Origin of the sequence: Catellatospora tritici, assembly GCF_019083965.1 — a bacterium.
Lineage (GTDB): Bacteria > Actinomycetota > Actinomycetes > Mycobacteriales > Micromonosporaceae > Catellatospora > Catellatospora tritici.
The window spans coordinates 244883-265496 of record NZ_JAHRCY010000003.1 but is presented as its reverse complement, the minus strand read 5'-3'; the positions used below and the strand labels follow the sequence as shown (position 1 = coordinate 265496).

Annotated in this window: 20 protein-coding genes; 1 reads left to right on the top strand and 19 read right to left on the bottom strand. The window is 73.3% G+C overall.

Annotation, left to right across the window (positions count from 1 at the left end; translation table 11 throughout):
- The 18 genes from KUA19_RS43830 to KUA19_RS08315 form a co-directional block, all read right to left on the bottom strand.
- Window positions 1-1038: an endonuclease domain-containing protein gene (locus KUA19_RS43830; protein ID WP_217395579.1), complete on the bottom strand. Its 1038-nt coding sequence runs from the start codon at window positions 1036-1038 to the stop codon at window positions 1-3.
- Between the two features lie 319 nt (window positions 1039-1357).
- Window positions 1358-2773 (bottom strand): pyridoxal phosphate-dependent decarboxylase family protein, encoded by a 1416-nt coding sequence (locus KUA19_RS08395; protein WP_217395578.1) that lies wholly within the window; start codon window positions 2771-2773, stop codon window positions 1358-1360.
- 176 nt (window positions 2774-2949) lie between these two features.
- A complete protein-coding gene (locus tag KUA19_RS08390; protein WP_217395577.1) occupies window positions 2950-4167 on the bottom strand; it encodes a pyridoxal-dependent decarboxylase in 1218 nt (405 codons plus the stop codon).
- The gene (locus KUA19_RS08385; RefSeq protein WP_217395576.1) at window positions 4164-4964 is read right to left on the bottom strand and encodes a hypothetical protein; all 801 of its coding nucleotides are present in this window, start codon (window positions 4962-4964) and stop codon (window positions 4164-4166) included. Before KUA19_RS08385 ends, KUA19_RS08390 begins: the two co-directional genes overlap by 4 nt.
- Before the next feature lies 1 nt (window position 4965).
- Window positions 4966-6417, bottom strand: a complete 1452-nt coding sequence (locus tag KUA19_RS08380) for an APC family permease (RefSeq protein WP_217395575.1) — start codon at window positions 6415-6417, stop codon at window positions 4966-4968.
- Between the two features lie 450 nt (window positions 6418-6867).
- Window positions 6868-7923, bottom strand: coding sequence for a hypothetical protein (locus tag KUA19_RS08375; RefSeq protein WP_217395574.1), 1056 nt, complete (start codon window positions 7921-7923; stop codon window positions 6868-6870).
- A gap of 156 nt (window positions 7924-8079) precedes the next feature.
- Complete coding sequence (locus KUA19_RS08370; RefSeq protein WP_217395573.1) at window positions 8080-8463, bottom strand: helix-turn-helix domain-containing protein; 384 nt, start codon at window positions 8461-8463, stop codon at window positions 8080-8082.
- Between the two features lie 175 nt (window positions 8464-8638).
- Complete coding sequence (locus KUA19_RS08365) at window positions 8639-9379, bottom strand: NRDE family protein (RefSeq protein ID WP_217395572.1); 741 nt, start codon at window positions 9377-9379, stop codon at window positions 8639-8641.
- Window positions 9380-9432: 53 nt separating this feature from the next.
- Window positions 9433-11055, bottom strand: coding sequence for a GTPase (locus KUA19_RS08360; protein WP_217395571.1), 1623 nt, complete (start codon window positions 11053-11055; stop codon window positions 9433-9435).
- On the bottom strand, window positions 11052-12782 hold the full coding sequence (locus KUA19_RS08355; RefSeq protein WP_254548980.1) for a GTPase family protein: 1731 nt from the start codon (window positions 12780-12782) through the stop codon (window positions 11052-11054). Before KUA19_RS08355 ends, KUA19_RS08360 begins: the two co-directional genes overlap by 4 nt.
- Before the next feature lie 99 nt (window positions 12783-12881).
- Window positions 12882-13079, bottom strand: a complete 198-nt coding sequence (locus KUA19_RS08350) for a hypothetical protein (protein WP_217395570.1) — start codon at window positions 13077-13079, stop codon at window positions 12882-12884.
- Window positions 13080-13119: 40 nt separating this feature from the next.
- Window positions 13120-13731 (bottom strand): DUF2625 family protein, encoded by a 612-nt coding sequence (locus KUA19_RS08345; RefSeq protein WP_217395569.1) that lies wholly within the window; start codon window positions 13729-13731, stop codon window positions 13120-13122.
- On the bottom strand, window positions 13731-14285 hold the full coding sequence (locus KUA19_RS08340; RefSeq protein WP_217395568.1) for a DUF4262 domain-containing protein: 555 nt from the start codon (window positions 14283-14285) through the stop codon (window positions 13731-13733). The genes KUA19_RS08345 and KUA19_RS08340 overlap by 1 nt, the downstream gene beginning before the upstream one ends.
- Window positions 14286-14348: 63 nt before the next feature.
- Window positions 14349-15122, bottom strand: a complete 774-nt coding sequence (locus tag KUA19_RS08335; protein ID WP_217395567.1) for a hypothetical protein — start codon at window positions 15120-15122, stop codon at window positions 14349-14351.
- On the bottom strand, window positions 15122-15622 hold the full coding sequence (locus KUA19_RS08330; RefSeq protein ID WP_217395566.1) for an RNA polymerase sigma factor: 501 nt from the start codon (window positions 15620-15622) through the stop codon (window positions 15122-15124). The genes KUA19_RS08335 and KUA19_RS08330 overlap by 1 nt, the downstream gene beginning before the upstream one ends.
- 308 nt (window positions 15623-15930) lie before the next feature.
- Window positions 15931-17178 carry a hypothetical protein gene (locus KUA19_RS08325; protein ID WP_217395565.1) on the bottom strand — a complete coding sequence of 416 codons (1248 nt, stop codon included), beginning with the start codon at window positions 17176-17178 and terminating at the stop codon, window positions 15931-15933.
- A 119-nt stretch (window positions 17179-17297) separates the two neighbouring features.
- Entirely contained in the window at window positions 17298-17720 is a 423-nt protein-coding gene (locus KUA19_RS08320; RefSeq protein ID WP_217395564.1) for a hypothetical protein, read from the bottom strand.
- On the bottom strand, window positions 17717-18187 hold the full coding sequence (locus KUA19_RS08315) for a MarR family winged helix-turn-helix transcriptional regulator (RefSeq protein WP_217395563.1): 471 nt from the start codon (window positions 18185-18187) through the stop codon (window positions 17717-17719). The genes KUA19_RS08320 and KUA19_RS08315 overlap by 4 nt, the downstream gene beginning before the upstream one ends.
- A 485-nt stretch (window positions 18188-18672) precedes the next feature.
- On the opposite strand from KUA19_RS08315, the gene KUA19_RS08310 reads away from it, so the two are divergent.
- Window positions 18673-19083, top strand: coding sequence for a DUF2871 domain-containing protein (locus KUA19_RS08310; RefSeq protein ID WP_217395562.1), 411 nt, complete (start codon window positions 18673-18675; stop codon window positions 19081-19083).
- Between the two features lie 51 nt (window positions 19084-19134).
- Here the strand turns inward: KUA19_RS08310 and crtI are convergent, their stop codons facing one another.
- Window positions 19135-20607: a phytoene desaturase family protein gene (gene crtI / locus KUA19_RS08305; protein WP_217395561.1), complete on the bottom strand. Its 1473-nt coding sequence runs from the start codon at window positions 20605-20607 to the stop codon at window positions 19135-19137.
- Window positions 20608-20614: the final 7 nt, after the last annotated feature.

Here is a 20614-nt window from a genome sequence, read left to right as displayed (position 1 = left end):
TCACTCCTTGTGCGCGTCGTCGCGTTTGTTTCGGATGTACCGTTCCAGATGGGACAGCACCTGGTCCAGCTCTGTCATCACCTGGTTGTTGGTGAAGCGCAGCACCGCGAAGCCGTCGAGCTGTAGCAGCACGTCGCGGCGGCGGTCGTGCTCGAACTTGCGCGGCCCCCGGTGCTCCGGGCCGTCGATCTCCACCGCGCACCGCTCGGCCCGCCACTGCAGGTCGATGATGTAGTGCGGGTACGCCTCGAACCTGCGGTTCCAGATCCGGCCGACCGCCCAGGCGACCTTCGCCAGCGCCGCCTCCAGCGCCTTCTCGGCGGCACTGTTCGGGTCCGGCCGCCCCTCGACCGGCGGGTACGTCACCACGCCAGTCGGCGGCACCACCGGGGCGGGCGTCGGCGGGGTCTGCGCGACGACCTCCACCAGGTGCTCGGGCAGCGGGAACCGGACCGTCTCGATCCGCTCGGCCGAGGGCAGCGGCGCGCCGGTGAGCCATACCCCGAAGCCGCCGTGGGCGGCCAGCCACTCGCACGCGGCGCCGAGCACCCGCTGCGCGGCCTGGTCCAGGTCGGCGGGCACCTCGACGACGATCGCGGCGCCGCCGCGGCCGTAGCTGGCGGCCAGCACCTTGGCGAGTTCGGCGGCGCGCACCTCGGGGGCGAAGCGGGCGGTGCCGGCGCCGCTGCCGCGCAGCGCCCGCTCGGCGAGGTCGGCCAGGAACGGGCCGAAATGGCCGGTGGTGGCGGCGAGTTCGACGGCCAGGGCGCGGACGGCGGCGACTCCGGCGCCGGCGGGACCGTCGAGCGGCTCGGCGCCGGGCAGCCAAGCCGGGAGGAGTTGGACGGCGGCGCGCTCCAGCTCCGTCAGCACGGCGCTGACCAGCTCGGCCGTGGTCCGGGCCGGGCGCGGGTGGTAGACCAGCACGGCCGGGGCGTCGGCGGGCAGGGGGCGCAGGGAGAGTTCAACGGCGTCGAGGGCAGCGTCGCGCAGGCGGATGACCCGCCCCAGCGGCAGGTCTGCCCAACTCTGCGCCATCATTTGACTCCCGTACGCGACGACGCACGCGAGTCTGCTCGCGTTCTCCGAGACCCGCAACCGGATGTTCGGCCGCTTGGCCCGCCGGTGGGACGCGAACTTCACCGGATCGGACTACTGCCACCATTGGTCCAATATGGCGGGACGGCGCTCGTCGATCGTTCGAATTGCCAGGCAATCGGGGAAAAGAGTGGTCAAGATACGCCCGATTGCCCGGCAACTTGCGGGATCTTGAGGGCGGGTCGGGACTTCCGCGGGTCGGGGGCTTGTCCAGCTCGGTCGCGGTCGTGTTGACGGCGTCGACCAAGTCGCGGCGTGCTCAGGGTGTCAGTCCACGGGCCGCCGCCCGGATCTCGTCGAGCAGGATCGCCAGGTCGGCGGTCGTCGTGGCCGGGTTGAGCAGACACGCCCGCAGCGACTCCCGCCCGGCCACCCTGGCACCGGTCAGGAACACCAACCCACGCCGCTGCACCGCGGCCGGGACGGCCCGGTTCACCGCGTCCAGTTCGGCTTCGTCGGTCACGCCCGCCGGGCGGTGCCGGAACGCCGCGATGGCGGTGACGACCGGCGCCAGCAACTCGAAGTCGGGTGCGGCGGCGAGCAGATCCGCCAGCTCGCGGGTGCGGGCCACGGTCTGCCCGACCAGGTCGACCACGCCGTCGCGGCCCAGGTGGGACAGGGTGGCCCAGACGCGCAGAGCACGCAGCGGCCGCGTCTGTTCGGGGCCGTACTCGGCGAACCAGCCGAGGTCGCCCGCGGCGTCGTCGCGCAGGTACGCCGGGACGAGGCTGAACGTGTCGCGCAGCGCCGACGGCTCGCGGACCAGCACACAGCCGCAGTCGACGGGCACGCCGAGCCACTTGTGCGGGTCGAGGGCGAGCGAGTCGGCACGATCCATCCCCGCGTACGGCTCGGGCACGGCGAGCACGCCCAGCGCCCCGTACGCCCCGTCGACGTGGAACCAGGTGTCGAACTCGGCGGCCACGTCGGCGATCTCGTCGAGCGGGTCGACCGCCCCGGTGCCGACCGTCCCGGCGCTGGCCGCCACACACATCGGGCGCAGCCCGGCGGCGATGTCCTCGGTCATCATGCGCCGCAGTGCGGCCGGGTCCATCCGCAGCCGGTCGTCGCCGGGCACGGTGCGCACGCCGCGCCGACCCAGGCCGAGCAGTTCGGCGGCCTTCTGCAGGCAGCTGTGGCCCTCGGCGCCGACGTACACGGTCATCGGGGCCTGCCCGGCCAGGCCGTCCGCGCGCACGTCCCAGCCGTCACGCCGGGCCGCCCGGCCGCGCGCCGCGGCCAGGGCCGCGATGGTCGCCATCGAGGCGCCGCTGGTCAGCAGGCCGCCGCCGGGCCGGTGCGGGTAGCCGACCAGTTCGGCCAGCCAGCGCAGCACCGAGTGCTCCAGCAGCGCCCCGGCGTGCTCTCCCCCGGCGCAGCTGGGGTTCAGCGCGGCGGCCAGTGGGGCGACCAGGACTCCGGCAGGCGACGGCGCGGAGTTGACCCAGCCGAAGAACCGAGGATGGCCGTTTCCCATCGGGTACGGCAGCACCCGGTCGCGCACGTCGGCCAGCAGCTGCGCCAGCGGCCGTCCCGTCGTGGGCAACCGCTGGCCGGTGAGCCAAGCCCGATCGGCGTCGGACACCGGCCGCCACACCGGGGCGGCGTCGATCCCGGCCAGGTGTCCGGCCGCCAGCTCCGCCGCGACCCGCCCCGCCGAAAGCAACTCCTCCACGACGTCACATCCTGGCGCACCGCGGCACGGGCGTCCACCATGGACCGGCCGTGAGGCGGGGCGAGGAGGCTCGCCCCGCCTCCGCCTCGGCATACGGCGGCACTACGGGCCGGACGGCCACCGCGGCGGCGGACACGGGGTATCGACGCCGCACCCTGCCGGAGGCCTCCGGTGCCTCACACCGCCGAACTGAGCACGGCCGTGGCGTCCGCCGCGCGGGACCGCAGCAGCCGCCGTCGACCCGGCCCGTGGCCGAGGGTGTTGAGGAACTCGTCGATCTGCCCGACGGTCACGCCGGGCATGCAGATGACGTGCGACAGGCGCCCGTCGTCGGCCAGCACCCACCGACCCAGCCGCCCCGACGGCGGACTGGGCAGCGTGACCGTGAACGCGTGCGGGTTGCGGTGCGCGTCCCAGCCCAGCTCGCACAGGTGCTTGTGGGTGTAGTCGGCCAGCCGCCGCGACGCCTCGGCCCGCTCGCGCAGCCCGTCGAAGCCGACCCGGTTGAGCACCGTCCACAGGATCAGCGGCGTGTGCCCAGACCGGGAACCGGTGATCGTCGTGTCGGCACTGCCGGTGTACGACACCCGCGTGTCGGCGTTGCGGTACGGCGACTGCGCGTACACCAGCACGCCGCACGGCATCAGCGTGGACAGGAACTTGTGCCCCGACACGACCATCGACGTCGCCCCGGCGGCGAAGTCGAACGCCGGGCGCTGCCCCTCGGGCAGCAGCGCCAGCGGGACGCCCGACAGCGCCGCGTCGACGTGGATGCGCCGCCGGATGATGGCCAGATCGTCGCAGACCTCGCGGATCGCGGCGACGTCGTCGATCGCCTCGGTCATGGTGGTGCCCGCGGTCGCCACGATCATCGCGGGGCGTTCGCGGCGCCGGGCCAGTTCCCCGGCCAGGTCGGCGACGTCCATCCGGCCGGTCACGTCGGTGCGCACGATGACCAGCTGCAGCTTGAGCTTGCGGGCGGCCTTGGCGACCGAGTAGTGCGCCGCCGCCGAGGTGTAGACGACGATGTCGGGATAGCGCTGCCACGCCTCGTCCAGGGCGTGCTCGGTGCCCTCGCTGGCGCCGCCGGTGACGTACCCCCAGCAGTCGCGCGGGGCCCGCAACAGGCCGCCGATGGTCGTGACGACCTCGCGTTCGAGGTCCTTGGTGTGGTTCACGCCGTGCCCGGGGTCGCCCCAGGCGTCGCCGACGTTGTTGAGCAGGTGGCCGGTCATCAGCTCGGCCAGTTCGGGGAAGACCAGGTCGACGGCGCCGGGGAAGCCGATGTCGTAGTGCCGTGAGTGGGCGAGGCGGGCGGTCAGGTCCCGCAGGGTGGCCGCGACCGACAGCGGCGGCGCCGCCGGTCGCAGCGGTGTGACCGGGACGGCCGTCACCCGGCCCTCCTGCGGCCCCGGGCCTGCGCGGCCGCGATGCGCTGGTTGTCGGCCCAGGCCAGGGTGGTGGACAGCTCGTTCATCCAGCGCACGATCTGGCCGTGGTAGTCGTCGGCGATCAGATTGTCCAGGCCGACCGGGCTCCACTGCATCAGATGGTGCCCCGGGGCGACCTCGAGGCTGTGCGTGGAGTGCACCTGGAAGGTGTTGAACTCGGCCAGGCCGCGCCGCTCCCCCACCATCACGCTGCCGTCGGTCATCACCACGCGGATGCTGCCCGGCACGTCGGAGTCCCGGCTGACCTGCGAGCGGACCTGCTCCCAGGTGCCGGTGTGGGTGTCCAGGCTGCTGACACCGAGTCCGGCGTAGACAGCCTTGTCCGTCATCGTGTCGTCGCGCCGGTTGGCCAGTGCGAAGCGGACATCGTATGGCGGACGCTGCGCGGCGATGGTCTGGTTGAGCTCGAACAGCAGCCGGGGCAGGTTGCTGACCTCCGGCCCGGCCAGCCAGATCTTCGTCGACGCGGTGAGCAGCTGCCGGTCGCGCCGGAACGGATCGGTCTGCTTGTACAGGAACGCCAGCGCGTACGGCGACAGTGGGTCGGAGCGGCGCTTCTCCCACGCGTGCCGGGCGTGCAGCACGTTCATCTTGCGCAGCCGCTGCGCGGCCTGGTGGCGCAGGTCGGCCATCTGAGCCAGGTCCAGCATGGACGCCTCGCCGATCGGGTCGGGCTGCTCGTCCATGCCCTGCGGTCGGTTGATACCGGGCTGCGACTGCCCGTATGCGGTCGGTCCCATGTCACAGCTCCAGGGGTTCGAGGCGGTGGTCGCCGACGGTGAGCGGGTTCGGCGTGCCCCGCCCGATCTGCTGGTAGACGCCCGGACGGCTGCGGCGCATGCCGCCACCCCAGGCCAGGCCGATCAGCCCGGCGCCGGCGATGAGCAACGGGATGAGCCACGGCCAGCGGGACTCCGGCGCCACGCCCAGCAGTGCGCCCAGGTTGGACAGCATGAACACGATCACGAGGAAGCCGGTCACGGCGCCGACGGTCGGGGCGATGGTGCGCACCAGCACGGACTCGCGGGAGCCGCCGCCACGGGCGAAGTAGGCCCGCGCCGACAGCGCCGACAGCACCAGCAGCACCAGCACCGACATACCGCCGATGGTGGACAGCCAGGTGAACATGATGGCCATCGGGTCCGCGCCGACCAGGACGAACGCGGTCACCACGACCGCCGCCACGAGCGACTGCACGGCCGAGCCGGCCAGCGGCGCGCCACCGCGTACGCCGCCGCTGAGCTTGGCCAGCACCGGCGGCAGCACCCCCTCGCGGGCCAGCGCGAAGACGTAGCGGGCCACCGTGGCGTGGAACGCCGACATCGCGGCGATGACGCTGGTGACCAGCAGCACGGTCGCGACGGTGATGATGCCGGAGCCGTACACGGTGCCCAGCACGCCCAGCGGGCCCTGGTCGGGGTCCTGGGCGGCTTCGGCGACGTGGTCCGGGCCGACCGCCACGGCGAACGCCCAGGCCGACACGGCGTAGAACAGGCCGAGGAAGACGACGGTGGCGGCCATTGCCCGGCCCACCGCGCCGTCGGCGCGGGCCTCCTCGCCGAAGGCGGGTCCGGTCTCGCCGCCCACGAAGGCGGCCATGGCGAACGCGAGCACGCCACCGATGCCGGGCACGGCCAGCTGCGAGGGGGACCACGGCGACATGTCCAGGCCCTCGGCCGGGTTCGCGAGCGCGGCCAGGTCGAACAGGACGATGATGGCGAGCTCGACCGCCAGCAGGGTGCCGAGCAGCTTGGCGTTGGTGACGCCGCGCAGCTGGCCCAGCACCGCGACGATGGCCCAGACGAACGCGGCCCAAACCCACCAGGGGCCGCCGAGCAGGCCGGACAGGGTGACCGCGCACAGGCCGTACAGGCTGATCTGGATGGCGTTGTAGCCCAGCAACGCGATGACCGCGCCGGCGACCCCCACCGACGGGTTCAGACCGCGCGCGAGCAGCGCGTAGAACGGTGCCGCGTGCGGCACGTGCCGGGCCATCGCGACGTAGCCGACGGCCAGCAGCCCGACCACGATCCCGATCACCACGAACGACAGCGGCACCGCGATCACGCCGGTGAGGGCGTACATCGCGACGACACCGCCGACGAGCACGGTCAGCGGCGAGGACGCCCCGACCGCGAAGACCCACAGCGAGCCGGCGCCCAGCGTCCGACGTGCCAGTGCGCGCCCCGTCATCGCACCTCCCGGGCCTGCCGTGCCCGGTGCGACGTGGTGCCGCCTCTGACCTTGCCGATTCCGCGCATAGCGGTCCGCCTCCCCAACGTTCTGTCGACCCCACACCCGAGCCAGGTTCACCCACCACCGAGCGACGCTGCTCGTACCTGGTGAATGCCTGACCGCCCCGCAGGCTTTTCGATGAAGCGAGCCGACTGTAATCGCTGGAGCACCAGACTGTCATGGGGGTCTAACTTGGACCCCCCATACCGGACAGTCGCTTCAGGACACCATACGGAAACATGCTCGATGGCCGCGCCACCCGTCCGGACCAGCGATATGATCGTCTCGGTGAGCCGGTGACCGGCAGGGTCGCGCCACCGAACGGCCGGGTGGATTTCACCTGGCGCACGCGAAGGCCCGCCCCGGACCCGCGGTGGCGGGCGGAGCGGGCCTGGTGGAACGCGATCGTCAGGCGCCGGGCCGGTTTCGCACCGTCCGCAGCCAGCCGTACGCGGTGTGCTTGGGGACGTTGTAGTGGTCGGCGATGGCCGGCCCGTTGTCGCCGGTCTGCCGCATCACCGACTCGAAGTCGTCGGGCACCCGGCGGTACACCCGCGCGGAGGTCTTCACCGCGCCGCGCTTGGCCGCCTTGCCCGCGGCCGCCTTGGCCGCGGTCGTCTTGCGTCCGGCCGCCTTCGCGGGCGCGGCCTTCGCCGCGGCCGCCTTCGCGGCCACGGGCTTGACTGCGGCCGCCTTCGCGGGCGCGGACTTGTGCGCGGGCGCGGACTTGTGCGCGGGCGCGGCCGGGGACGTAGCCGGGGCCGACTTGGCGGGCGCGGAGGTCACCGCGGCCGCCTTGGCGGCGGCGCTGACCTGCGGGACAGGTTCGGTCGGAGCCGAGAACACCGGCATCAGGACGCCACCGTCGTGGACCGCCGCGACCTTCGGTTCGGCGGTCGACGCGGCAGTCGACCTGGGCGCCGGTGCCGTGACCTTCGTCGGCGCGACGGCCTTGCCCGCCGTGTTCCCGGCCACTGCGCCCTTGGGCGCCGTGGGCGCCGTGGGCGTCGTGCCCCTGGGCGCCGTGGGCGTCGTGCCCCTGGGCGGCGTCGGCCGCTGCGCCGGGGCCTGCTTGGCGGGCGCCTTCCTCGCGGGCGCCGTGGCCGTGGCCCTACGGGCGGGGGCCGCGCCGCGCGCATCCCCGACTGCCGGGGCGGCCACCGGGGCGGCGGCTTCGACGACGACGACCGGCCGGGCCGCATCGTCGCGGTCGGACGCGACCACGCCGGATGCGGCGGGCTGTCGCGTGCCACTCGGCAGCGGAGCGCCGGTCGCGGCGGTGACGGCCCGCACCAGCTGATTGAGGTCGAGCACCGGCAGCCCACCCGGGGTCAGTGCCCCGTCGGCGCCGGCGCGCAGCAGCAGCTCGGTGACGACCGCCGAGCTGTCGGTCACCTCCACACGCAGCGTAGTCGTGGCGAGGGACGGATCGTCGGGTGTGATGGTGACGGTGTACGACGTCATCAGTGTGGCCTCCTTACCTGTAAAGCCACTGCGCACGTCCCCGTTTCTGTCGCATCGGCCCCAGTCTGCTGTGCAGAGAAAGCTACGGCAAAGCGCGTGTCACGCCAAGCCGCAGAAGGCGGCGATATCGTCACAGCCGGTAATTCGAGCGGCGTCTCAGTGCTGGTGCTGACGTTGACCGAGCCCCATCATGTCCCGTGGAATACACAATCCTTCGGCGATGCGGACAAGCACGTCGTAGTGCTGGACGGTACGTTTGCCGCCGCACACGGCACGCACCGAGTGCTCCTGCATGCCGGTGGCCCGGCTGAGCGCGTTGACGCTCATCCCGCGTCCGCGCAGGAAACTGAACACCTTGCCGATGTCGCGGCGGGCCAGCGCGTCGCGCAGCGGTTCGCCGTCACTGTCGGCCACCGAGGTCCAACACCACGTCTGTCCGCCGGCGTCCGGCGACTGCGGCCCGACGGCCGGGAGGGCGCCCTGACTGCCCGACTCCACCACCGAAAGCATCATCCCCACCCCTTCGACCTGGCGGCACACGGACAGGACCCCACCGGTCACCCCCACCGCCACGAGCTCGCGGCCGGCCTGCCGCGAGTCTCGATCCATTTAGGGGGAAAGCGGCGGCGATGTCCAGGGGTCGATGCATAGAAATTAATGCGGACGCATCACACCGCGTAGGGGTTGACGCCGGGCCCGCGAGCAGCCGTTCGGCTCAGCCGAGCACCGTGGTCAACCCCAGCGGCGGCCACGGTGGATCGCCGAGCGCGGTGAAGTCGTAGCGCAGCTGACCAGGGGCGACCGCGAGCAGGGTCAGCGAGTTCGAGCCGTACGCCACCCGTCCCTCGACGGTGCCGCGCCGGAAGATGGCGTGCTGGTCGGCGGGTGGCGCGACCCGCTGTGCGGCCAGCGGTCGCAGCCAGCTCGCCCAGGCGTCGGCGGGCGCGTCGCCGGGGCGCGGATCGGGGCGCGGCGCGGCGGTGAGCTGGGCGGTCAGCGCCGCCGTACGCGGGTCGGCGAGGTCGGCGCCCGTATTGGACACCACGGTCACCCCGGTGGGCAGCGTCGACTCGACCAACCGCAGCCCGTCCCAGCTCGCCAACCGGGCCGCCTCCCCCGGCGGGAAGGTGACCAGGTGGAACGGCGAGTACCGGCTGAGGTCGGCCGGTGGCGGCGCGCCGGTCGCCGCGGCCAGCGGCAGGTCACCGCGCGAGTGCCGCAGCGCCGGGTCGGGCTCGCGGCCCGAGCCGTTGAGCACGCAGGCCACCCGGCCGGTGTCCGGGTCGGCGGCCAGCCAGGTGCCGCCGGAGAGCCGGTCCAGGCCGCCGACCAGCCGCAGCCGCGGCCAGTGCCGCGCCGGAGGCAGCCACGGCCGGTCGAGCACCTCGTCCCGTACGGCCAGCACCAGCAACGGCGTACGGGCGGCGGGCTCCCAGCTGAGGATCACCGTGCACACGCCGACCATCTCACCGCATCGACCGGACCCGTCGCGCACGGGGCTGCGGCACGTCAGCCTCCCGCCTGCGTCAGCGCCTGCCTGGCCTGGGCATACGCGTCGAGCACCCGCTGCGCCGGGGCCAGCACCTGCTCGCGGGCCACCCGCTCCACATTGGCGCGCAGCCGCGCGGCGGCCCGCTTGCGCCTGCGCACGGCGGCCAGCCGCACCACCGGACGCACCAACAGCGACAGCAGCAGCCCGGCGAGCAGACCGCCCGCCAGCAGCGCGGTGGGCGTCGGCACCTGCCAGCCCTGCACCGCCACCTGCGGCAGCGGCAGTTGCGGCAGTGCCAGGGCGAACATGGCCCAGCGCAGGCCCAGCCACAGCAGTCCGACCAGCGCCACCAGCGTGAAGATCCATTGCAGCAGGTTGATCACCCGCCACCAGGCCCGGGGTCGGGCCACGCCCAGGTCGGTGCTCGCCACCGCCCGGTCCAGCGCGTCGGGCAGCCCGTCGGCCCCGGAGCGTACGGCCGCGAGCAGGCTCTCCCGCCAGGGTGCGGGCAGGGTCGCCCCGGCGCGGGCGGCGGTGTCGCGCAGAGTCAGCGCCACCGCGGCCTTCTCGGCGGGCGCGGCCGGGCTGATCGAGGTGGCGCCCACCGAACCGGCCATGCCGGGTGGGGTGTCCTCGGTCAGGCCGCCCAGGTGCAGCCGGATCAGCGGGTCGGGGCGCAGCCGGCGGACCCAGCGCAGCGGCGGCCAGCCGGTTCGTTTGCGGGCCCGGTGCACGTACGCCCGCTCGGTCGCCTGCGCCACCAGCGGCACCCCCGCCGCGCGCGCCAGCGCGTCGGTCAGCGGCCGTAGCGTCTGCTTGCCCAGCGCGTCCTTGGGCAGGTCCGGCGCGACCAGTGGGCGCAGGTCTGCGACGGCGTCGTCCACATCGGCGGCCAGCCGCCGCAACGCCGCCTGCCGGGCCGCGACCTTCGTGCCGACCGTGTCGGCCAGCGCCGACAGCCCCGGCGGGCCGACGGTGGAACTGGTGAGCACGGGCACGTCGGTCAGGCCGTCATCGGCGAGCAGCCGCCGCAGGTCGAGCAGGCACAGCTGCAGGTCGTCCGGGGACAGCAGATCGACCTGGTTGAGGTCGACCACGGTGATCTCGCGGTGGCGGTGGAACCGGGCCAGGTAGCCGTGGTGGACGATCTTGTCGGCGTACTTCTGCGGGTGCAGCACCCACACGATCAGGTCGACCACCTTCAGCAGCCGGTCCACCTCGGCCCGGTGCGCGTCGTGCACCGAGTCGAAGTCGGGCAGATCCAGCAGCACCAGGCCGGACAGGTCCGGGTCGGCGCCGCCCGGCCGGGAGAAACGCTTGCCCACCCCGAGCCAGTCGAGCAGGTCGTCGGCGGGCTGGTCGCCCCAGACGCAGGCGTGCGCCTGGCCGGTGGTGGGTCGGCGCAGTCCCGCCTGCGACAGCGTCAGCCCGGCCAGCGCGTTGAAGATGCTGGACTTGCCGGTGCCGGTCGCCCCGGCCAGCGCCACCACGGTGTGCGCCCGCGACAGTGCCAGCCGCTCGTCGGCCTTGACGGCCAGGACCCGCGCGGCGGCCAGCTCGGGCTCCGGCAGGTACGGCTGCGCGGCGGTGCTGAACCGGCGCAGCGCCTCGATGCGGTCGTACACGGCGGAGTCGGTCATGCCGCCGCGCCCGGGATCGGGTCGGCCTGCCGGGCCGCGCGCACCGCCGAGGCCGCGGCGCGCAGCCGCTGCCCCGCGTCCGGGTCGACGCCGATCGCGGCGAGCACCGCGTGGAACCGCCGCGCCTCCTCGCCGTACAGGGTGCGCACCCGGGCCAGCAGGTCCTTTCGAGCCTGCTCGGCCAGCCGTCGCACCGCCTGGTCGCCGAAGACCGCCTCCAGCACCTTCTGTGCGGCGATGGTGGTGCCGCCCGCGACCGCGATCTCGGCGCCGGTCGGGATGAACGCGGTCGCCGCGAACGTCGCGACCATCAGGCACAGCCCGAGCGCGTTCACCGCGTACGCGCTGGCCTTGGCGGCGAACAGGCGGTTGCCCGACTCGGTGCGGACCAGTTCCAGCACGCCACGCTGCCAGTCGCGCACCAGCCGGTCGGCCCGCGCGGGCAGGTCGGGTGAGGGCGCGGCCAGCTCCGGACCGCCGGGACCGGCCAGCACCGCCAGGCCCGCGGGCCGGGTGCGCCACGCGGCGACCGCCTGCTCGGCGGCGTCGGCGGCCGTACTGTGCAGGAACGTCACCAGACCCGACTCCAGCGCGGTCTTCAGCTGCTCGTCGGGCAGCGGCTTGCCGGAGACCGCCGCGACTATCCGGTCGCGCCAGCGGCCCACCTTCGCCTGTAGCCCCCGCATGAACTCGCCCGTGCCGACCAGCTCCTGCCAGCGGGTCAGCACCTCGCCCCGGAACAGCAGCCCGTCGCGCAGACCGTGGTCGACGGTCAGCTCGGCGTCGCGGTACGCCCGGTCGGCGGCCTCGCGCAGCTCACCCACGGCCGCGGCCTGCCCGTCCGCGCTCGCGGCCAGCCGGTCGGTGGACGGCCCCAGCGCGGCCACCGCCCCGTCGACGGTCTGCCGGATCACCCGGGCCCGTTCGGCCGCCGAGCGGGCCAGCTGGTCCAGCCAGTCGCGCAGCGGCGCCACCGCCTCCGGCGGCAGCAGGCCCTGCTCGTCCAGGCGGCGCTCGGCCACCACGTACAGGCCGATCTCGCCCAGGCCGTGCTCGGCCAGCATCTCCCGCAGGTGCGGCACGACCTCGCCGTCGGCGCCGGGCGGCACCCGGTTGAGCACCACCGCGACGGCGGTGCCCCGGTCACGGGCGGTGGTCAGCAGCTCCCACGGCACCGCGTCGGCGTAGCGGACCGCGGTCGTCACGAACAGCCACAGGTCCGCGGCGGCCAGCAGCTGCTCGGCCAGCGCCCGGTTGGCCTCCTCGACCGAGTCGATGTCCGGGGCGTCCAGCAGCGCCAAGCCCGGGGTCAGCACGGACGACGTGACGATCACCAGGTCGGTGCCGGAGCCGCCCGACGTGTGCGTACGCCCCAGCCGGGGCAGCAGCTGCGCCTGCCCGAACCACGACGCGTCACCGGGATGGCACACCAGCACCGGCGCCCGGGTCGTCGGGCGCCGCGCCCCGGCCACGCTCACCGGCGCCTGCACCAGACTGTTGACCAGCGTCGACTTGCCCGCGCCGGTGGAACCGCCCGCCACCGCCAGCAACGGGGCGTCCAGCCGCGCCAGGCGCGGGATCAGGTAGTCGTCGAGCTGACCCACCGTGGCCCTGGCCAGGGCCGAGTCGGTGGCGGCGTCGGGCAGCGGCAGCGGGTAGCCGACCCCGGCCAGCTCGTCGCGCAGGCGCACCAGCGACGCCGCCAGCCCTGCTCCCGCCTCGCTCATGGGTCCAGCATGCCCAATCCGACGCCGCTCCATTCACGCAACATGCGAAAACCGCCCCGTCCCGGCGGGACGAGGCGGTTCACCAGCGCATTCAACAGTTCAGATGTTGTTGTTCCAGCCGCGCTTGATGTCCGTGGTGACGCGGGGCTCGCCCACGCGCAGCACGTCCCAGCGGCGGGCGGGCTCGTCCGAGGTCTTCAGCGTGACCTGGTCGCCCACGCGCACCTTCGGCTCGACCCAGCACGTCAGATAGCGCCCGCTCGACCTCAGATCCACCTGTACCAGCATCGTCGTCATGCCGATCAAGGTAGCCGGACCACACCATCGACGCAGCCGATTATCCGCCGAGCTGCTCGGCGCAGTGCTGGTGATAGCTGATCAGTTCGGGCAGCGGAATGGCCCGGCGCGAGGCCGCCGACAGGTCCTTGCCCTCCTTCGTCCACAGCGGCGGGAACATGTTGATTCCCTGGTCCGGACGGGTAGCGGCGACCTCGTCGGTCCAGCCGGGCCAGCGCAGGTTCTCGTAGAAGCCGGTCAGCGCGCCGGACAGCATGGCGTTCAGCCATTCTGCGTACCCGACCTCGAGGTCCTCCCACCGCAGCGCGTCCGGGGCGAAGTAGTGGACGGTCGGGCGGGCGCCGGGTTCGGCCGGTGCCCAGAGGAAGGTGCCGCCGAGGACGTCGTACGCGATGACCAGGCCACCGTGGGAGGGATCGGCCTCGGCCAGCACGTCGGGCAGGGTGTCGGTGCCGCCGCCGAGCACCCGCAGCCAGCCGTGGTCGACCAGCAGGCCGCCACTGTGCAAAGTCACCGCCCCGAGCCAGGACCGCGCCGAGATCTCCAACCCCGCCAGGCAGCGCAGCGCCCGCTCCGGTTCAGCGCCCAACACCTCCACCGGGTACGGCGCAGCCGCCACCGCCGCCAGCACCTCCGGCCACGCCGATTCCATCAGCCCTCCTCGCGCAGGGCGGTCCAGGCGTTGCGGGGGTGGTCGTCCCAGGGCAGCCACAGCATCGGCTGGCTCTCGCGGCAGGACGCCTCCACTTCGGCGTCCCAGGGCCAGCGGCCGGCGCGGTCGGGCCAGACCAGTTGCCGCATCGGCGGGACCTTGCCCTGGTAGAAGCCGACGGCCTGGCCGAACAGGTCGCCGTACCAGCTCACATGGGCCGTACGCACGGCGACCGGTACGCCGCGCAGGATGTCGTCGCTGTGCTGCCCGTCGTCCAGCGCACCCCCGTCGCGGACCAGCCGCCCGGCCACGTTGACGATGTCCATCGCCTTCTCGACCGGCAGCCCGAACACCGCCACCTCCGGCCGCCCCAGGCTGTGCCACAACCCCACCGTGTACGCCCAGCCGGGCGACTGGTCGTCGGCGAGCACCCCGGCCGCGTGCCAGCCGAACTCGGCGACATGGTCGACGACCGTCTGCCGATGCGGGGGCAACTCCTCCGCCGAGGGCACGCACAGGCGGCACGAACAGGGCCGGGACAGGTCAGGCTGCATCGGCGCATCGTAACGAGCCGACCGCGCCGGGGCGCCGCCGCGTCGGGGCGGCGCCCCGGCGACTCAGCCGTGCTCGATCGGCAGGGTCTGTGCCCCGCTCGGCGTGTACGCCACGATCTCGGTGATCTCGGCGATCGGATCGGAGTCGTCCCCGGCGGCGGCGTAGACGTACCAGCCGTCGCGCAGCTGCGCGTCGACCTTGCCACCGCCCGGGAAGTGCACCTCCACCCGGGTCGTGCCCGGCGGCACCCGCCCGAACGTGTACGCCGCGCGCGGATTCGTCCCGTGCGCCGAGGAGCTGTTGGACAGCCGCCCCGGCGGGTAGCTCGGATTCATCTGCGTGGTCAACGTGGAGGCGTTCGCGTCCACCCGACCGTCGTCCGGGGTGAGCCAGCAGGCGGCGCCCCAGCCGTCACTGGCGTACAGCAGCAGCGACAGCTCGCCGGACACCAACTCCAACTGGAACCGCAGCGGCGGCAGCGCGCCGACCCCGTCCGGCCCGATGTCCGGCGCAGCGTAGTCGGCGCACCGGGCCGCCGGCTCCACCGCGTCCGATGACGGCCGGGGCGGCTTGCCCGTCGCCGGCGCCGGACTCGGCACCGGCGCGGCCGACGGCAACGCGGGCTGCGGCTGCTGCCCCCCGTCGCCGGTCAGCCACCAGGTGCCCAGGAGCACCAGCACGGCCAGGGCAGCCGCGGCGAGCACCGCGGACAGCGGCCGAAGGCGCGGCACCGGCCGACCCCGGGTGATCCGCGACAGCGGCACCGCGAGATGGGTGTCGCGGTGTGCCTGGCGGACCAGCTCGGCCAGGCGCTCGTCGTCCAGTTCCACCGCCATCACATCGCCTCCTCGACCAGCCGCGTACCGTCCGGCAGCGCGGCGTCCAACCGGGTACGCAGCGCCGTCAGCGCGCGGTGCAGGTGCACGTGCACGGTCGCCGCGGTTATCCGCAGCACCCCGCCGGTCTCCTCGGCCGACAGGTCGGCCAGCACCCGCAGCGCCAGCACCTCCCGTTGACGGCGGGGCAGGGTCAGCACCATGGCCCGCAGGCGGGCGTCCAGGCCCGCGTACGGACCGGTCTCGACGCTCACCTCGGGCGGCTCCCCCAGCACCTCCCGGCGCAGCCGCCGCCACCAGGACCGCTGCTCGTTGAGCGCGGTACGCAGCACCCACGCCACCGGGTTCGGATGCGCGCGCACGGTCTCCCAGTGCGCGAAAGCCCGGGTGAACGCCTCGGCGACCGCGTCCTCGGCGCCGGGCGCACCCCGGCTCGCCACCAACACCGCCCGGTAGACCGCGTCCTTGCGGGCGGCGTAGAACTCTCCGAAATCGTCCATCGACTCCACCTGTCCCAGGGGAAGAACTGTCGCACGGACAACGCCCAACCACCCCACCCACCTTTACCCCGAGGTAAGGAGGGGCCCCTTCTTATCGCTTTCCGATGTAGAAGGGCCCCTTCTCAACGCGCGCAGCAGCGCGTAGCGGTACCGGCCGGGCGGTGTCGGGGGGTCCGGGACCGTCTGGGGCGCGCCAAGATTCCTGCAGTTTCGGGAAAACTGCAGGAATCTTGGACCGCTTTCGTGCAGTTTCCCCGAAACTGCACGAACTCGACGCGGATGCGCGGGACGCGGGACGCGGGACGCGGTCAGGGTGAGACGGCGAGGAGGGAGGTGCGGTCGTTGAGGGTGGTACCCACGAAGGGGTGGTCGCCGGAGATGAACAGGCGGCAGGTGCCGAGCTTCTCGCGGTCGTGTTCGCAGGCGACGACGCGACCCGAGCGGACCTTGAGCGAGCTGACGGTGTCGTTGCCGACCTTGCCGAGGTCGGCGGCCGGGTACCAGCCGGGCCCGAAGGCGGCGGAGACGCCGTTGAGGTCCCGGTCGGCGTAGGCGAGGGCGGTGTCGCCGCTCGCCCCGCCCGGATAGACCGCGAGCAGGGACACCTCGTCGTTGAGGCGGCCGCCGGACAGGTCGCGGTCGCCGGGGCCGTACCGGCGGCAAAGCCCGAGGTCGCCCTGTCCGATGAGGTCGGTGCGGTCGTCTTCGCAGGCGATGGCGTGGTAGCCGTCGGCGACCCGCAGCGAGGTGATGGTGTCGTTGCCGACCTGGGACAGCTCGCTCGTGAGGGCCTGGTGGATGCCGGGGGCGAAAGTCTGGGTGAGGCCGCCCATACCGGCGTCGCTGGTCGCGATCAGCGCGGGACCGCCGACCGCGACCAGCGAGATCTTGCGCAGCAGGTCGTCGCCGACGCCGCTGTGACGACCGGGGCCGAACAGGCGGCACAGCCCGAGGTCGGCGTCGGTTCCGGCGGAGACGCTGTCGCGGTCGCAGGCCAGGGCCCGGTAGCCCTCGTCGATGGCGAGCGAGGAGATCGTCGCGCCGAGCCGGTCGAGCGCGCCGGTGGCGGCCTCGAACCCGCCGGGGCCCAGCGGCAGGTCGGCGCCGGTGAACCCTGGTCCCTGGTACGCGGTGGCGACCGCGTGCCGGGTGGGGCCGCCGTACACCGCCAGCAGCGAGATCCGGTCGTCGAGGTCGTTGCCCACGGAGTCGTGGCCACCTGGCCCGAAGACGCGGCACTCGCCGAGGTCTCCCTCGTCGACCCGGCCCTCGGAGCCGCCTTCGACGCAGGCCACGACGCGGTAGCCGGGCGCGACCCGCAGAGAGCTGATCTCGTCGTTGTCCACGGTGCCGAGTTCGCCCCGGGCGTTGTCGAAGATGCCCGTGCCGTACGACTGCCAGTCGCCGCCGAACGCCCGTCCCGCGTACGCGACCAGCGGTGGTGTCGCCATTCCGGGCAGCGCCGCCGCTCGCCCAACCGGTGACGCCCCGGCCTGCGCCCAGGCGAACGCGACCAGGATCGCCGCGCTTGCTGCCAGTGACTGCCGTGCCCGCATCTCAGACCCCCTCAGCCAATGGAGTCCAAAATGCCCGTTACGTCGGTGTACGCACAATGCCCTGATGCCCCGGTGTCACGCGCGCGGGGGGCGGTAACCCCTCGCGCGGGTGACCGGTGTCAGGCGACGAGCTCCGCGTCGGCACGGGCGGTGACCAGCTGCAGCACCCGTCCGGCGACGGCCAGGTCGGCGGCGGGGATGTCACCGTACAGCCGGGTGGTGATCTCGCCGATGCCCGCGCTGATCCGCTGGTACAGCTGCGCTCCCGTGGCGGTGGGCGTCAGACCACCGGCGGCGGCCGCGAGCAGCCCCGCCCCGACCAGCCGGTCGATCGCGGCGGCCGCCTCCGGTTCGGCGATCTTCAGTCCGGCGGCCATCCGCGCGGCCAGTGCGGCGACCGGCACGGGCTCGGCGGCGTTCGCGGTCACGTTGAGCGCGACCCAGCGGTGGAAGTCGGTCCCGGCCTGGTCGAGCAGCCGGTCGAGCACGGCACGGGTGGCGCGTTCGGCCTGGCCGAGGATCTGTCCGTTGAGGGTGGTCATGGCTTCTCCCTGGGGTCGAGCGGGGTGGCGAGCAGGGCGGTCAGGTCGCGTACGAACGCCGCGGCGCGCTCGCCGCCGAGGCCGCCCAACGGGGCGAGCAGGCGTTCCTGGAGGTCACGGACGATGACGACGGCCTGTGCGGTGGTTTCGCGGCCGCGGTCGGTCAAAGTGAGCCGCACCGCCCGGGTGTCGTCGGGGTCGGGGGCGCGGTCGACCAACCCGGCGACTTCGAGGCCGCGGGCCAGTTTGGAGATGTAGAGCGGCTCGAGGCCGGTGTGGTCGGCCAGGCGCCGCTGACTGGGGCTCTCGCCCGCGTGCTGCATGCCGTACAGCGACGCGAGCACGGAGTACTGCGCGTGGGTGAGGCCGAGGGGCGCCACCGCGCGGTCGACCGCGACCCGGAACTTCATGGACAGTCGCCAGACCAGGAACCCCGGTGTCGCGACCCGCGTGCCCGCTTCGCTCATGTCATTTAATGTACATGGCTACTATAGCCATGGCTAGCATATGGCCGAAATGACGCGGGTGCAGGGGCTCGGTGCCTCCCCTGCGCCCGCGCTTCCCCACCCCGACCCTCATCAGGGGTGCGTGCCGCCCCGCCCGGCGGCGCTGCCGGACGGGCGCCCAGTGCCGGACCACCGCCATCGCGGCGTCCACGGACCTCCTGGAAGCGACCGAGCGGTCGCTGCGCCCGGTGTCCCGGGTGACCACGCTGTCACCCGGGCACTGCCAACGATTCCGCAGGTCGAGCACTTCGACAGCTGACGAAAGACAGGAGTCCGCCCTGTCGGAAGACAGTGTCCCGAGGGCCGGGCGGCCGCCTGACGAAACGCAACGTCTCGTCTTGACAGCAACTCACCTTCGGGTTCATGCTCGCGAGACAAGACGATTCGTCTTGTCTCGCGATCGAACCAACGGAGTCCACATTGCGTGGAGGAAAGCCGGTGCGCGCATGAGAAAGAGCTACTACGCCGCGCACACGTACATGATCCTCGGCCTGGTCAGCGGTCTGGCGTACCGCGAGGTCACCAAGCTGGCCGACTACACCGGACCGACACAGCTGAGCGTGCTGCACCCGCACCTGCTCGCGCTGGGCATGCTGTTCTTCCTCATCGTGCTGGCCCTGGAGAAGGCCTTCACCCTGAGCGCGGGGAAGCTGTTCGACGGCTTCTTCTGGACGTACAACGCGGGCCTGGCGCTGACCACCGCCATGATGGCGGTCAAGGGCACGCTCACGGTCTACGGCAAGCCGACCGGCGAGGCCCTGGCCTGGATCTCCGGGCTCGGGCACCTCGCGCTGACGGTCGGGCTGATCCTGTTCTTCGTCAACCTCGGCAAGCGGATCACCGAACCGGCGCCGTGAGCCGGGTGCCGTCGCGCCGGTCCCTTGCTCGGCGCGACGGCACCGGGCCGGTCAGCCGGTGATGCGGGCGGCGGCGAGCTTGCCCGAGATCAGCACCATCGGCACGCCGACGCCCGGCGTGGTGCCCGAACCGGTGAAGACCACGTTGGACAGGGTCGGGTGCAGGTTGCGGGGCCGGAACGGGCCCGACTGGGTGAGCGTGTGCGCGGCCGCGAACGGGGTGCCCGCCGCCATCCCGGCGTCGGCCCAGTCGGCGGGGGTCACCACGTGGCGGGTGCGGATGCCGTCGCCGAAGCCGACGTACCCGCGCCGCTCCAGCACCTCGACCAGCTCGTCGGCGTATGCCTCGGCCAGCCCGCCGCGCCAGTCCTGGTCCCCGGTGACCAGGTTCGGCACGGGCGCGAGCACGTAGTACGTGTGCCCGCCGGGCGGGGCGACGGTCGGGTCGGTGCGGCTGGGGTTGGTGACCAGCAGCGACGGGTCGCTCATCAGCCGCCCGCGCGTGATCACCTCGTCGAACGTCGACCGCCACGCCCGCCCGAAGTGGATGTTGTGGTGTCCGGCCTTGGTGTACTCGCGGTCGGAGCCGACGTGCAGCACCACGCACGAGGGCGAGTAACGCAGCCGTCGACGTGGCACGGCACCGGTGACCAGCGCGTGCGCGGCGGTGGTGTCAGGGTTGAGCACCACCGCGTCAGCCGGGATCCGCTCCCCGGACGTGGTCACCACGGCGGTGGCACGGCCGCCGCGCGACTCGACTCGGGCCACCTCGGTGCCGTAGCGCATGACCACGCCGTGCTTCTCCCCCGCCGCGGCCAGCGCGCGCGGGACGGCGTGCATGCCGCCGTGCGGGAAGTACACCCCGGCGACGGAGTCCAGGTAGGAGATCACCGTGTAGACGGCCAGGGCCTTGTGCGGGGACAGGCCCGCGTACATGGCCTGGAAGGAGAAGACCCGGCGGGTGCGGGGGTCCTTCAGGAAGTGGCCGATGCGCGACTGCAGGCGGCCGAAGGCACCGGCCGCGACCAGCCGCAGCAGGTTGGCGGTGAGCAGGTCGCGGGGGCTGTCGAAGTTGCGGTCGATGAAGTCGTTTCGCTCCAGCTCCCACAGGCGGCGGGCGTACGCGACGAAGCGCAGGTACCCGTCGGCCTCGGCCCGCCCGCACACCGCGGCGATCTCCTCGGCCATCCGGGCCGGATCGGCGATGACGTCGAGCTTCGACCCGTCCGGGAACCAGGCCCGGTACGCCGGGTCGAGCGGGGTGAGGGTGAGCCAGTCGGCCAGCTCCTCGCCGACCGCGGCGAACGCCTCGGCGATCAGTTCGGGCATGGTCAGCACGGTCGGGCCGGTGTCGAACTCGTACCCGTCGCGCAGCAGGCGCCCGGCCCGGCCGCCCGGCTCGGTCTCGCGTTCGAGCACGGTCACCTGCCGTCCGGTGCCCGCCAGGTGCAGTGCGCAGGCCAGGCCGCCCAGCCCGGCGCCGACCACCACCACCCGCTCCGTCGGCCCGGTCACGGTACGCATCCCCGCC

Excerpts from the sequence above, each read along its gene's own strand:
- KUA19_RS43830 (WP_217395579.1), bottom strand. The coding sequence starts at position 1,038 with ATGGCGCAGAGTTGGGCAGACCTGCCGCTGGGGCGGGTCATCCGCCTG.
- KUA19_RS08385 (WP_217395576.1), bottom strand. The coding sequence starts at position 4,964 with ATGGGACCGACCGCATACGGGCAGTCGCAGCCCGGTATCAACCGACCG.
- KUA19_RS08380 (WP_217395575.1), bottom strand. The coding sequence starts at position 6,417 with ATGACGGGGCGCGCACTGGCACGTCGGACGCTGGGCGCCGGCTCGCTG.
- KUA19_RS08375 (WP_217395574.1), bottom strand. The coding sequence starts at position 7,923 with ATGACGTCGTACACCGTCACCATCACACCCGACGATCCGTCCCTCGCC.
- KUA19_RS08360 (WP_217395571.1), bottom strand. The coding sequence starts at position 11,055 with ATGACCGACTCCGCCGTGTACGACCGCATCGAGGCGCTGCGCCGGTTC.
- KUA19_RS08355 (WP_254548980.1), bottom strand. The coding sequence starts at position 12,782 with ATGAGCGAGGCGGGAGCAGGGCTGGCGGCGTCGCTGGTGCGCCTGCGC.
- KUA19_RS08350 (WP_217395570.1), bottom strand. The coding sequence starts at position 13,079 with ATGACGACGATGCTGGTACAGGTGGATCTGAGGTCGAGCGGGCGCTAT.
- KUA19_RS08345 (WP_217395569.1), bottom strand. The coding sequence starts at position 13,731 with ATGGAATCGGCGTGGCCGGAGGTGCTGGCGGCGGTGGCGGCTGCGCCG.
- KUA19_RS08340 (WP_217395568.1), bottom strand. The coding sequence starts at position 14,285 with ATGCAGCCTGACCTGTCCCGGCCCTGTTCGTGCCGCCTGTGCGTGCCC.
- KUA19_RS08335 (WP_217395567.1), bottom strand. The coding sequence starts at position 15,122 with ATGGCGGTGGAACTGGACGACGAGCGCCTGGCCGAGCTGGTCCGCCAG.
- KUA19_RS08330 (WP_217395566.1), bottom strand. The coding sequence starts at position 15,622 with ATGGACGATTTCGGAGAGTTCTACGCCGCCCGCAAGGACGCGGTCTAC.
- KUA19_RS08325 (WP_217395565.1), bottom strand. The coding sequence starts at position 17,178 with ATGCGGGCACGGCAGTCACTGGCAGCAAGCGCGGCGATCCTGGTCGCG.
- KUA19_RS08320 (WP_217395564.1), bottom strand. The coding sequence starts at position 17,720 with ATGACCACCCTCAACGGACAGATCCTCGGCCAGGCCGAACGCGCCACC.
- KUA19_RS08315 (WP_217395563.1), bottom strand. The coding sequence starts at position 18,187 with ATGAGCGAAGCGGGCACGCGGGTCGCGACACCGGGGTTCCTGGTCTGG.
- KUA19_RS08310 (WP_217395562.1), top strand. The coding sequence starts at position 18,673 with ATGAGAAAGAGCTACTACGCCGCGCACACGTACATGATCCTCGGCCTG.
- crtI (WP_217395561.1), bottom strand. The coding sequence starts at position 20,607 with ATGCGTACCGTGACCGGGCCGACGGAGCGGGTGGTGGTGGTCGGCGCC.